Origin of the sequence: Roseisalinus antarcticus (assembly GCF_900172355.1) — a bacterium.
Classification (GTDB): domain Bacteria; phylum Pseudomonadota; class Alphaproteobacteria; order Rhodobacterales; family Rhodobacteraceae; genus Oceanicola; species Oceanicola antarcticus_A.
This window is the reverse complement of record NZ_FWFZ01000058.1, coordinates 1-11,805: the sequence shown is the minus strand read 5'-3', so window position 1 is coordinate 11,805 and position 11,805 is coordinate 1. Positions and strand designations below refer to the sequence as shown.

Here is an 11,805-nt window from a genome sequence, read left to right as displayed (position 1 = left end):
GCGCGAGCGAAGCCTGCCCCTCTCATCGTTTGCAAGCAAACGACTGCCGGGCGACGGATCGCTGTATTGCAGCTCTGACGGCGTGCGTGGTCGTGGCGCAGCCGTGACGAACTTGTCCCATAGTGCTGCCTTCCATTCCTGAGAAAGGATCGCACCATCAAACCGTGGGATCAAACACCTCGATCATCATGCGCCGCGCGCCCTCGGCCAGAACCTCGCTCGGGCCGGTCTCGTCCCAGTCGCGGCTGTTGGGCGGGATCGGGAACGGCTCGGAGCCGACGACCTCGCGCCAGACGCCGTGCGCGAGGTCCAGGCAGCCGCAGCCGGCGCCGCGCAGGCTGGCCTGGTCGTGGCACGGCGTGCCGAGCCAGGACCGCGCGATTGCAATGACGCAGGTGGGATCGGCTGAGGTCACAGCACGGACCCCTCATGGCCGCCGTCCTTCGTGGCGTAGCGGAGAACCGCGTCCTGGCCGGGGATGTGCGGGAAGCCGCGGAAGTTGGCGGTGTTCGCGAACTTCGCCCCGCAGGTCTCCATCCGCTTGTCGCAGCCCGCTCGCAAGGTGAAGCTGTCGCTCTCGGCGATGGCCCGCACCGGCGCTTCGAGCAGCGCCGGCACGGCGATGCCGTCCGATACGTCATGGCTCAGCACCTCGGTGCGCCGCCCGGCGTTGGAGCCGCTGGTCCATTCGAGCGTTCCGAAGGTGAACCCGCCGGACATGAATGCGCCCAGCCCTGAGTCGGTGAAGGCGCGGTCGCGCAGTAGATCGATGACGGCACCAGTGCCTTTGTAGGCAGGGTCCTCCAGATCGACGCCGCAGCGCCCATCGGCTCGATCGCGTTGCCGTCGGCATCGCCGATGAAGCCGCTCGCGGGCGGCGTTCCAGAAGTCGTCTCGAACGAAAGCGCCATCAGCGCCCGCGCCCCCTGAGCTCGTGCCATGGTGTTCTCCTTTCTTTGCCTCGCTGAGCGGATCACATAAAGCGGCGTTGCTGCCGAGTTACGCTGAGCTTAGGCTGCACCCAACGGGCTGAGAGCAGAGCTGCTATGGATTTCAAGGACCTATTACGCCTTCAAGGATACGACCCAGACCTCAGAGAGCGCATTGTCCTGCTGCGCCACCGCCCCTTCGAGACCCGACTTGCCCGCGCGATGCCGTGGATTATCGAAGAACGCCCGGAGCTTTTCGAAGTCTACCAGTCCGTCCCCGGCCGACCCAAAACCGCCCTGCGTCGGGCCGAATTCGTGGCGAGCTTCCTCGGACTCACGCCCGGCAAAGCGCACTTCGTCGGGCTTTATCGCATAGGCGAGGCGCGCGCGCTCGACCATGATGCCTTCTGGCGCATACCGGAGAATCTTGCCCTAAGGGAAATGGGATACGAGGGTTTCACAGCCGATCACGCAGACCGGGTGGGAGCCGAGCTTCAGTTCGATCTGGAGCGCCTGCCTTTCTACAGCAACTGGCGCGGTCGGCTGGTCATCGATTTTCCGCCGCCGGAGCGCTCATGGTTCCGGTGGGTGGACCGCGGGATATTTCCTGTCAGCGCGATCCTCGAGGAAAGTGCTTTCGCAGCCCCGCCGCCTGACTGGCGTGAGATCGATCTCACCTTTGCGGAACTCGTGGCACTACCGGCGTCTTGGCGAGCGCGGCTGGCTGAATGGCGCGGGATCTACCTCATTTTCGATGAAAGCGATCGTCGGGCCTACGTCGGCTCCGCCTACGGTCGCGAAAACATTTACGGTCGCTGGCAGGTCTACGCCCGCGATGGTCACGGTGGAAACCGCGAACTGCGCGGCTGCGACCCTCACAGTTACCGGTTCAGCATTCTCGAACGTCTTGCGCCAGACCTGCCAGCTGAAGATGTCATCGCTCGCGAGAACAGCTGGAAGCTACGGCTCCATTCGCGGCAGCCGTTAGGTCTCAACGCCAACTGAGTCACCCACCAAGCGGATCGTCCGTCGAATAGGATCACGTCGGCCTTCAAGCTGGCCGCGCCCTCGACTGGCAGGTCCACGGAGCGCGGCGCTTCCGCCTCGACCCAATCGCAGAGCCCGCCCAGCGTGCGGTCGGCGGCGAGCGCCGTGCCGATGCTGCCGGTCAGCGTGTCGAAGGCGACGTCACGGTCGGCGCCCTGCACGACAGCCTCGATCTCGGCACGGTGCTGGTAGCGGTAGCGCAGCGGCGACAGCGTCACCTCGGGCTCTCCCGGTTCGCCATCGCGCAGGATCAGCAGGCCCTCGGCCGGCACGCTCGGGCAGCACCTCGCCGCGCAGGACCGTGGCCGGCAACGCCGAAAGCCGCGCGTGCAGCGCGGCGAGGATGGTTTCGCGTGAGGGGCATGAAAGTCTACCGCGTTCAGCACAGCATCGGGATTGTGGACCCTGCAATAATAGGGTAGCCCCCTATACTATGAGTCACACTGTTCAGAACAAATCCAAGCTTCTCGCCAGAGTCCGCCGCCTGAGGGGGCAGATGGAGGCGATCGAACGGGCGCTGGAGGCAGAAGCGTCCTGCGCCGAAATCCTGAACCTCGCGGCTTCGGTTCGCGGGGCGACGAACGGCCTCGTCGTCGAACTTCTGGAGGATCACCTGCGCAACCACGTCGTCGACGTCGAAGACGATGCCCAGCGCAAGGTCGGGGCGGACGAACTGATCGAAGTCATGAGAAGGCACCTGAAATGACCCCGCACGCCGCCCCCCTGCACGACCATGTCTTTCTTGGCGAAAACCACGCCCGCAACGAACGCCGCACCTGGCTGGTGATCGCGCTGACCGCGACGATGATGGTCGCTGAGATCACCGCGGGCACGATCTACGGGTCCATGGCGCTGCTTGCCGATGGCTGGCACATGTCGACCCACGCCTCGGCGCTGCTCATCACGGCGCTCGCCTATCGCTTCGCCCGCAAGCACGCGCGAAACCCGCGCTTCACCTTCGGGACCGGCAAGCTCGGCGATCTTGCCGCCTTCGGAAGTGCGAGCGTCCTGGCCATCGTCGCGCTGCTGATCGGCTGGGAGAGCCTTGTCCGGTTGCGCAGTCCCGTTCCGATCAGCTTCGACGAGGCGATCTTCGTCGCCGTGATCGGCCTCGTGTTGAACCTTGTCAGCGCCTGGCTGCTCAAGGACGACCACAGCCACCATCACGGCCTTGCTCATCGCCATGCGCATGATCATGACCACGGCCATGACCATGATCACGATCATGACCAGGGCGCTGCAGCGACCCGCGCCGGAAACCGCGACAACAATCTGCGTGCGGCCTACCTCCACGTCCTCGCGGATGCGCTTACGTCCGTTCTGGCCATCGCAGCCCTGCTCGCGGGCCGCAGCTATGGCTGGGTCTGGCTCGACCCGGTGATCGGCATCGTCGGCGCCCTCGTCATCCTGAGCTGGTCGTGGGGGCTGCTGCGCGACAGCGGATCGGTTCTCATGGACTATCTGCCCGACCACGAGGAGCTTCCGTCGGAAGTGCGCGCAGCCATCGAGAGCGAGCATGACGAGATCGTCGATCTTCATGTCTGGCAGCTTGGACCCGGACATCACGGCGTCATCATCGCGTTGAAATCCACGCGCCCCGAACCGGTTGCGGCCTATCGGGCGCGGCTGGGGCACATCGACGAGCTGTCCCACGTGACCGTGGAAATCCATCCTGCCTGAAGTGCGAGGCCTCTCCCGAGCCTCGTGATCCTGTCCAATCCTTGCGTGCCGATAACCTCGTCTTGCGGCCCCCGTCATTCCCGAAAGGTGGCTGCGATACCGACCATGTCCCCACTGATAAAGATAGCCGCCGGAAGCATCGTGGTCGGGATCATCGTGCTGGCGCTGAAGACCCTCGCATGGTGGATGACCGGCTCGATCGCGCTGCTGTCGGACGCGCTCGAAAGCACGGTGAACGTCGCGACCGCGATTGCGGCGCTCATCGCGATACGCCTCGCGGCGCGGCCCGCGGACGCCAACCACCCCTACGGCCACCACAAGGCGGAACTGTTCAGCGCGATCCTGGAAGGCGTGATGATCATCATCGCCGCGCTCCTGATCATGCGCGAGGCCTATCACGGGTTTCTCGCGCCGCGCATGCTGGACGCCCCGCTGGCGGGACTTCTGGTGAACGGGGCGGCCAGCGTGATCAATGCCTTCTGGTGCTGGATGCTGATCACGCAAGGACGCAGGCGGCGGTCGCCTGCGCTGGTCGCGGATGGCCGTCACCTGCTCACGGACGTCATCTCCTCCGTCGGCGTCACCTTCGGCGTGCTGATCGCCATCCTGTCGGGCTGGGCCTTGCTCGACCCGTTGATGGCGGTGCTCGTGGCAATCAATATCCTCTGGTCCGGCTGGAACGTGATGCGTGAATCTCTCAGCGGTCTGCTGGACGAGGCCATTCCGGATGCCACCCTCGCAGAGGTGCGCGAGACGATCTCGCGGGAAGCCGAAGGCGCGGTCGAGGCGCACGACCTTCGCACGCGCCATGCCGGCCAGGCATCGTTCGTCGAGTTCCACCTCATCGTCCCCGGCGAAATGACGGTGAACGCCGCGCACGACATCTGCGACCGGATCGAGGCGGCATTGAAGGAGGTCCTGGAAGGCTGCATCGTCACCATCCACGTCGAGCCGGAGCGCAAGGCAAAGCTCTCCGGTGTGGTGGTGCTGTAGAGTGCCCTCCGGGCGACCGCACCCGCGCCCTACCGTTTCTGTTCCACCCAATTCGCCACGATCAGCCCCGGCACGCTGTCCAGCACCCGGTCCGCGTCCCGCGTGAGGTGCAGCCGCTTCACCTTCGGCACCAGCAGGAAGATCGGCGCGGTGACCTTGCCGCGCCCGGTCTTCGAGCGCGACACCACCGCCTGACCCTTCGTGTTCAGCCGGCCCTCCGCCACAAGCAGGCTCGGACCGGTGCGGCGATAGACAAGGCGCAGGCCACGGCGGCGCTCCCATTCGCCGGGGGTGATCCGGCCGCCGCGCAGGGACACGCCCGCCGCAGGCAGCGGGATCGCCAACCAGAACCCATCTTTCGAGCGGATCAGCGGCCCGGTGTCGTGGGCCCCAAGATGAGCGGTGCCTTGGACCAGACCAGCGCTGCCGCATCGAGGCTTTGGCCCGACCTCGGGAAGTTCTGGCTCCGGATCGAGTTGGCCAGCCGTGTGCCGAGCCCTGCGCCGGTGATCTGCGTGCGCCAGGCGGACTTCAGCCCGGTCCCGGCCTCGTGCATGGTGGCGGTGACGGCGCGTTCACCGGCCGCGACCTCGGCCGCCATCATCGCGACGATGTCGGGATCGATGTCGAGCTTCAGTTTCACGCGGGCCTCAGATTGACGGTCCAGACCAGCCGCGCGCGGTCGCGGACCGGCTAGCCCTGGATGAGGAAGGCATCACCGCCGATCTCAATGCGGTCGCCGGGACACGGGGTCGGAACCTCTACGACGCGTAGGTCGATCGGGGGGGGGCGACCAAATCCGGGCATCGCCAACGTCGGTGATTGCATCCGCTTGCCGGGAGAGGATGCGCACCAGAGCAGGCGCGCCGCCATCGGCGATGTAGACTGTGTCCCGACCGATGTTCGGATCGGCAAAGAGTGCGCCCACGGCGGCGGCGAAGGCGCTCATCAGGACGTCGCGTTCAGGCGGACCCGGCCGATGGTGTCGCCCGCGCCGCTCGCCACCGCCTCAACGGCAACGCCGATAAGGGTGTTGTCGGTCGCGACCGTGGTGCAGCGTTTTTTGGTGTCGTCCCAATAGACCTTGGCGCCGACGGTCCAAGCCTGAGAGGCGACCTTGGTCAGATCGAACACGCCGATCGGGGCCTACTGGCGGGGGGGGGGCAGTGCTCAGCCCTTCCCGCATAACCCTCTAAAACAACGCGAAAATCCGGATGCGGTCAGATCAGGAGAAGGCTTTCGCGGGGGCAAGTGGCGGAGACGAAGTCCGACGATCTGGCATTTCAGAATTAGATATTGGTTTATTAACAAATAGTTGGCGGTCTTGCGCGTGCCGTTTTGTGTTACACTTTGTGTGGCAAATTATTGGCTACTTACGCTCTACGATGACTCTCCGACAAGTCCATTCTACCCTCAAAAGAGAAAGCCCTCTGCCGGGGAAACGGCAGAGGGCTCCAATTAAGTGCGTTTCGCAGCGCAATCACCAGTCGAAAGGAATGACCGGTGCATGCGAAAGATAGCCCAAAAACGGTCAAAGGCCAAGAGGCCGATAATCTGGAAGTCGCGCTCGAATACGCGCGGGAGGGGCGGCGGGTCATCCCCTTGCGGTATCAGGATGAAACCCTGAAGAACGGTGAAATCCGCAAGGCGAAGTCACCCCGCTGGACGGACTACGCGAGTAAAGCGACGACTGACGAAGAGACGATCAGGCGAGTCTGGGAGAAGGAACCGCAGTTGCTTGTGGGCCTGCTGACGGACGAATTTAACGTGACGGACCTCGACCGGCACGGCGAGAAAGACGGATTCAAGGCTCTCGCCGACATGGGCGTTGAGTGCAAGTCGCGCTTGTGCGCGAAGACGGCAGGGGGCGGCGAACACCACTTCTTCGCGCCCACGCCCGGCGTCACCGGCTCCAACGGCAAAATTGCCCCCGGCATCGACATCAAGGCTGCCGCAGCCAGCGGCACGCCCGGCTACATTGTGGCCCCGGGCACGGTTGCCCCGTGGGGGAAGTATGAGTGGATCGCAGGCGATGCGGAGGCGCTGGCGTATGCCATCGACCTCGTGGGCCTGCCGCTCATGCCTGAAGCCCTCATCGCACGCCTGCCGAGCCGGAAGTCCGACCGTGAGCCCGGCGAGGCGTCGCCCACCGGCTTGCCGGTTGCCGTGATCCTGTCGGCGCTCAACGCGATTCCGAACGGCTCGTCCTTTGATGGCCGAGGCGATTGGATCCACATCGGCATGGCGCTCCACTGCGAGACAGGCGGCTCGGACGACGGCCGGGCGGCGTGGCACGAGTGGAGCAAGGGCCACGTTGAGTATGACGCCGACCACACCGACGCGGCGTGGGACTCCTTCAAGACCGAGGGCGGCATCACCGGCTGGCTCATCATCCGCGAGGCCGAGCGGCAAGGCTGGTCCGACCCGGCCCTGACTGAATTGCGGGACATGGAACGGCGCGAAGAGGCCGAGGCCGACTTCGACGCGGCGTGGGATGCCATGCGCGAAGAGTGGGGTGAGGCGGAAACGGTCAACGGGGTCACCGCTGCGGAAATCGAAGAGTTGGTCGCACCCGTCGCCCGTGCTGGCGGCCTGACCTTCACCACGCCTTCCCAATGCGCGGACCTGCCTGCGCGGCCCTACGTTATCAAGGGACTTCTGGCAGAGCGTGACGTTGCCGCCATCGTCGGAGCGCCCGGGGCAGGCAAGAGCCTCTTGGGGCCGCGTCTGGGCTACGCCGTCGCTCAGGGCAAAGAGGTCTTTGGCCGCCGGGTCAGGCAAGGCGGAGTCCTCTATGTCGCCGCCGAAGATCACGGCGGGCTCGCGCTGCGGCTTGCGGCGCTGCGGGGGCAGCATGGCGAGGCCGAGTCCTTCGAATTGGTCGGTGGCGTTTCGGACCTGCTCAACGGACAGATCGCAGGCAAGCCGAGCCCGCAACTGGAGGCGCTGAGGTCGGCCGTGGAGGCCCGGCGGCCGTCGCTGGTCATCATCGACACCTTGGCCGTGGCCTTCCCGGGGCTGGAAGAGAACAGCGCCGAAGGAATGGGCCGCGTGGTGGCCGCCGCCCGTTCGCTGACAGAATGGGGCGCAGCCGTCGTCTCGGTCCACCATGACACCAAAGCTGGCGACGGGCTGCCCCGTGGCCACTCCCTCTTGAACGGGGCGCTGGACGTGGCGCTGTCGCTGAAGCGCGACAGAAAGGGCGTGGCCGGGACGCTGACGAAGAACCGGAACGGCAGCACGGAAAACGGCATCGCCTTTGAGATCGGCACGCGGGTGCTCGGGATCGACGAAGACGGCGACCCGCGCAAGGTGGCCATCTGCAAAGAAACCGATACGCCTGCGATGATCAGCAAGAGCGAAAGCAAACTCCCGAAGGGCGCGAAAGCCGCACTGGACCATCTGCGTGACCTTGGCCACGGGACGCGCTGGGTGCCCGAAGCCGACTGGCGGAAGGCGTGTATCGACGGTCGCAAAGTGTCCGGCTCGCCCATAGAGGACTCCCGCCGGAAGGCCACCAGTCGGGCCATCAATGAACTGACCACGAGTTGCCGGGTGAAGTTCGCCGACGGCAAGTATCATGAGGCCCGTTCCCATACGGAGACGTTTGACGATGATTTGCCAGATGAATGAGCCGGACAAAACCGGACATGTCCGGACAATGTCCCGTCTTGTCCGCCGGGCAAAGGTGGACCCGGACTCGGACATGTCCGGACACACCCCTTTAGGGGTGTCCGGTCTGTCCGGCGTGTCCATGCCCCAGACATTGGAGGACTGGGAAAGTGGAGAGGCGAGCGATGGCGATGGCGATGGCGATGGCGATGGTCGCGCGAATGTCGCGCTGATCGCAACCCCACACGGGAAACCACACGGTAATGGTCCGTTCCCATACGGCGAGCCGTTCCCATACGGGTCCTTCCCGGCGTTGTGGGTCGCGGGGGACGCGGAGCCCCCGGACCTCGCTCTTTAAGGAAAAACCTGACAGGGAAACCCAACAAACGGAGACCTTCTAGATGTCAAAAAAACCTATGAAGCGGGTCTACTACTTCACCCCGCCCGATTATGCTTTAGAAAACTTGCGACAGCGTCACCTGAAGGTTTCGCGCTTCTCACGGTGCAATGATGCGTTTGAGTTGGCTGTATTCGACCTGAGTGACAGAGATCTTCGGAAGCGATTCGATGGCTGGCTACGAGAAACAGATTCGACCAAGGGACTTATTTGCTTCTGTAGAAGCTGGCGAAGCCCCGTCCTTTGGGGTCATTATGCGAGGAACCACACTGGGCTCTGCTACGGTTTCGATGTTGATCCAGATATCTTGTATGAGGTCAGGTATGTTTCGGAACGGCTCTATCCCGGGATAACCGCAGAAACATTTGCCGATCATGTTGGCCCCGGTCAGCTGGAAGAATTAATCGCAACAAAGTTTCTTCACTGGAGCTATGAAGAAGAACAGAGGATGCTAATTAAGCTAGATAACAACCCATAACTTGACAAACTAGTCTTTGAGAAATTCTCTGAACAGATGATCCTCAAGCAAGTTATCGTTGGCCCTAGATCGGATATTCGGGTGAGAGATGTCCAAAGGATTGTATCCGATGACTCAGTCGATGTCTTTAAGTCGCGCTTGGCTTTTAGGAGTTTTTCGGTCGTCACGCAAATGAACGAAAAGAAATGGTAGCGGTTTCCCAGCATTCGGCCCGAGACCTAGCCGAGTTTGAAGCACTGGTCGGCAACCCCTTCGACGTTAAGCGGGTGACGGCAGGCGAACTGGCCGAATGGCTCGGTGTGACTGCGAACCGTGTTTCTGCCTTGGCTCGGGACGGCGTGCTGCCCCGCAACGACGACAAAACGTTCTTACTGCGCCCTTCGATACGGGCCTATTGCGAGCACGCCCGGGCCGGAGCCATGGGCCGCCGGGCTGACGGCGAGATGGCGGCCGAGAAGATCAGACTGGCCCGCGAGCAGGCCGACAAGATCGCCTTTGCGAACGCCCGCGCCCGTGGCGAGTTGATGGACTCGCGGGAAGTGGCGACCGCATGGCGCGGGGTGGTGGTGGACCTCCGGGCCGCGCTCTTGGCGGTCCCCAGCCGTGTCGCCGCCCGCCTCGGAATGGACCGCGCCGAGGCCGCCGCGCTGGACGCCGAAATCCGGCTCGCCATGGAGGCCATCGCCGATGACGCTTGAACCCCGGTTCGCCGAGTTGCGCCGCGAGGCGCTGGCCGCGCTGCATCCGCCGCCCAAACTGCGCCTGTCCGACTGGATCGAAGCGAACGTCTACCTGCCGTCCAGCCTCGCCGCGCAGCCGGGGCGGATGCGTCTCTGGCCGCCGCAACGGGAGATCGCCGACGCCATTGGCGACGACTCGATTGAACAGGTGGTGCTCTACAAGTCCGCCCGGGTGGGCGCGACGCAACTCATGGTCGCCGCGCTTGGTCACTTCGTCCAGAACGATCCCAGCCCGGTCTTGGCCGTGTTACCCGTGGACTCCGACTGCCGCCACTTCGTCACGAGCATCGTGGAGCCGACGTTCTCCGAGAGCCCCGCGCTCCGGGCGGCCCTCAGCGCCGATGCCACCGGACGCGACACGATGATGACCCGCCACTTCCCGGGCGGCAGCCTGTCCATCGTCTCGGCCCGGAGCCCCCGAAACCTCCGGGCACGGACAGCCCGCGTAATCTACGGCGATGAATTGGACGCATGGGAGAATACGGCCGAGGGTGATCCGCTGGAAATGGCCATCCGCCGATCCATGACCTATCCGAACGCGAAGCTGGTGCTGGCCAGCACGCCGATTGACGCCGATACATCTCGGATCGTCCGGGCCTATGAGGCGACGGACCAGCGGGTCTACACGCTGCCATGCCCCGGGTGCGGCGAGTTCGTGCCCGTAGAGTGGAAAGACATCCGCTGGGAGCCCGAACAGCCCGAGACTGCCCATTGGCGGACGCCCTGTTGCGAAACCATCGTGCAAGACCGGCAGAAGGCCGCGCTGGTGGACAGTGGGCGCTGGACACCGACAGCGGAGGGCGTGACGGGCCGCCGGGGCTACAGGCTCACGAGCCTCACGAGCACCCTGCCAGCGGCTGCGTGGCCGCGTCTGGCGGCCGAGTTCCTTCAGGCCAAGCGATCCCCCGCGACCCTGAAGCCGTGGCTGGCAACGGCCCTAGGAGAGCCGTGGAGGGGCGAGGGCGACGACCTCGACGGAGTCAGCTTCCCGGCCCTGCAACGGCCCTTCAGCGCCGAGGACGTGCCCTCTGAGGTGCTGGTGGTGACGGCGGGCTGCGATGTGCAAGCCGACCGGGTTGAGACGACACTGGTGGGCTGGACGCGCGAGGGCGACATGCGAGTCCTGGGCCATGTCGTGACGTGGGGCAGCCCGACCGAGAATGAGACGTGGATCGAGGTGGACGACCTCTTGCGGCGGCAGTTCCGGCACCCGGCAGGCAGCGTTCTGACCGTCGACGCCACGATCATCGACTCGGGCAACTGGGCGGACGCCGTTTACGCCTTCTGCCGCCCCCGTGCCGCGCGGCGCGTGCTGCCCGGCAAGGGTGTGCCGGGCTTCGGTCGGCCGGGCGTGGCCTTCTCGCAGACGCGCAAGGTGCGGCTGGCCCTTCTCGGCGTGGACGGCCTGAAGCTGGGCCTGCACCAGCGCCTTGCCCATGGCGAGACGATCTTGTTTTCTAACCAACTCGGCGGCGACTACTTCGACCAACTCCGGGCCGAACGACTGGTGACGCGCTACACCCGTGGCCGCCCGACCCGCGCATGGGAGGTCATCTCCGGCCGTCGCAACGAAGCCCTCGACACGCTGACCTACGCGACGGCCGCGCGTCAGCTTCTAAGCCTCGACCTCGACCGCCGGGAGGGTGAACTTGCCAGCGTGACGGGGAAGACGGAGTCGCCTAGGGTGATCCGAAGCAAGTGGTTGGACGGCTAGTGTTCTGCACCTGACATAAGATACCCTGTCAGCCGACAGAGTGTCCCAGTTGCTTGCTTGACAGTCCGAGGGTCAGCTATGTGGACTAGGCTCAGGACTCATAGCCAAAAGATCACGGTTGCGGCGAGAGCAATGGCCGAGAGGAAGACCTTGGGACTTCGGTCATAGCGCGTGGCGACGCGCCTCCAGTCTTTCAAGCGTCCGAACATGATCTC

General features: G+C 64.6%; 8 protein-coding genes and 6 pseudogenes. 7 read left to right on the top strand and 7 right to left on the bottom strand.

What is annotated here, in order from left to right; genetic code table 11:
* Nucleotides 1-175 precede the first annotated feature (175 nt).
* Both ROA7023_RS22100 and ROA7023_RS22095 read right to left on the bottom strand, forming a co-directional pair.
* Nucleotides 176-415, bottom strand: a pseudogene (locus ROA7023_RS22100) (C40 family peptidase); the annotation flags it as partial.
* A pseudogene (locus ROA7023_RS22095) lies at nucleotides 412-819 on the bottom strand (phage/gene transfer agent baseplate hub protein); the annotation flags it as partial. The pseudogenes ROA7023_RS22100 and ROA7023_RS22095, both read right to left, overlap by 4 nt.
* Before the next feature lie 227 nt (nucleotides 820-1,046).
* Here ROA7023_RS22095 and ROA7023_RS22090 point away from each other — a divergent pair.
* Complete coding sequence (locus ROA7023_RS22090) at nucleotides 1,047-1,934, top strand: GIY-YIG nuclease family protein (protein WP_085881142.1); 888 nt, start codon at nucleotides 1,047-1,049, stop codon at nucleotides 1,932-1,934.
* Between the two features lie 32 nt (nucleotides 1,935-1,966).
* Here the strand turns inward: ROA7023_RS22090 and ROA7023_RS25375 are convergent.
* Nucleotides 1,967-2,387: pseudogene (locus ROA7023_RS25375) on the bottom strand (hypothetical protein); the annotation flags it as partial.
* Here ROA7023_RS25375 and ROA7023_RS22080 point away from each other — a divergent pair.
* From ROA7023_RS22080 to ROA7023_RS22070, 3 genes are all read left to right on the top strand, one after another.
* Complete coding sequence (locus tag ROA7023_RS22080; RefSeq protein WP_370739264.1) at nucleotides 2,320-2,682, top strand: metal/formaldehyde-sensitive transcriptional repressor; 363 nt, start codon at nucleotides 2,320-2,322, stop codon at nucleotides 2,680-2,682. The pseudogene ROA7023_RS25375 and the gene ROA7023_RS22080 overlap by 68 nt on opposite strands.
* Nucleotides 2,679-3,656 carry a CDF family Co(II)/Ni(II) efflux transporter DmeF gene (dmeF, locus tag ROA7023_RS22075; protein WP_085881140.1) on the top strand — a complete coding sequence of 326 codons (978 nt, stop codon included), beginning with the start codon at nucleotides 2,679-2,681 and terminating at the stop codon, nucleotides 3,654-3,656. The genes ROA7023_RS22080 and dmeF overlap by 4 nt, the downstream gene beginning before the upstream one ends.
* Before the next feature lie 105 nt (nucleotides 3,657-3,761).
* The gene (locus tag ROA7023_RS22070) at nucleotides 3,762-4,649 is read left to right on the top strand and encodes a cation diffusion facilitator family transporter (RefSeq protein WP_085881139.1); all 888 of its coding nucleotides are present in this window, start codon (nucleotides 3,762-3,764) and stop codon (nucleotides 4,647-4,649) included.
* A gap of 29 nt (nucleotides 4,650-4,678) precedes the next feature.
* Here ROA7023_RS22070 and ROA7023_RS22065 read toward each other — a convergent pair.
* The 3 genes and pseudogenes from ROA7023_RS22065 to ROA7023_RS22055 all read right to left on the bottom strand — a co-directional run.
* Nucleotides 4,679-5,292 (bottom strand): annotated as a pseudogene (locus ROA7023_RS22065) (DUF6441 family protein).
* 84 nt (nucleotides 5,293-5,376) lie between these two features.
* The gene (locus ROA7023_RS25845; protein WP_442475995.1) at nucleotides 5,377-5,598 is read right to left on the bottom strand and encodes a head-tail joining protein; all 222 of its coding nucleotides are present in this window, start codon (nucleotides 5,596-5,598) and stop codon (nucleotides 5,377-5,379) included.
* Nucleotides 5,598-5,795: pseudogene (locus ROA7023_RS22055) on the bottom strand (capsid cement protein); the annotation flags it as partial. The gene ROA7023_RS25845 and the pseudogene ROA7023_RS22055, both read right to left, overlap by 1 nt.
* 357 nt (nucleotides 5,796-6,152) lie before the next feature.
* On the opposite strand from ROA7023_RS22055, the gene ROA7023_RS22050 reads away from it, so the two are divergent.
* From ROA7023_RS22050 to ROA7023_RS22040, 3 genes are all read left to right on the top strand, one after another.
* Complete coding sequence (locus ROA7023_RS22050) at nucleotides 6,153-8,282, top strand: AAA family ATPase (RefSeq protein ID WP_085881137.1); 2,130 nt, start codon at nucleotides 6,153-6,155, stop codon at nucleotides 8,280-8,282.
* Nucleotides 8,283-9,321: 1,039 nt separating this feature from the next.
* A complete protein-coding gene (locus ROA7023_RS22045; RefSeq protein WP_085881136.1) occupies nucleotides 9,322-9,834 on the top strand; it encodes a hypothetical protein in 513 nt (170 codons plus the stop codon).
* Nucleotides 9,824-11,590: a phage terminase large subunit family protein gene (locus ROA7023_RS22040; RefSeq protein WP_085881135.1), complete on the top strand. Its 1,767-nt coding sequence runs from the start codon at nucleotides 9,824-9,826 to the stop codon at nucleotides 11,588-11,590. The genes ROA7023_RS22045 and ROA7023_RS22040 overlap by 11 nt, the downstream gene beginning before the upstream one ends.
* Nucleotides 11,591-11,688: 98 nt before the next feature.
* Here ROA7023_RS22040 and ROA7023_RS24165 read toward each other — a convergent pair.
* A pseudogene (locus ROA7023_RS24165) lies at nucleotides 11,689-11,805 on the bottom strand (IS5/IS1182 family transposase); the annotation flags it as partial.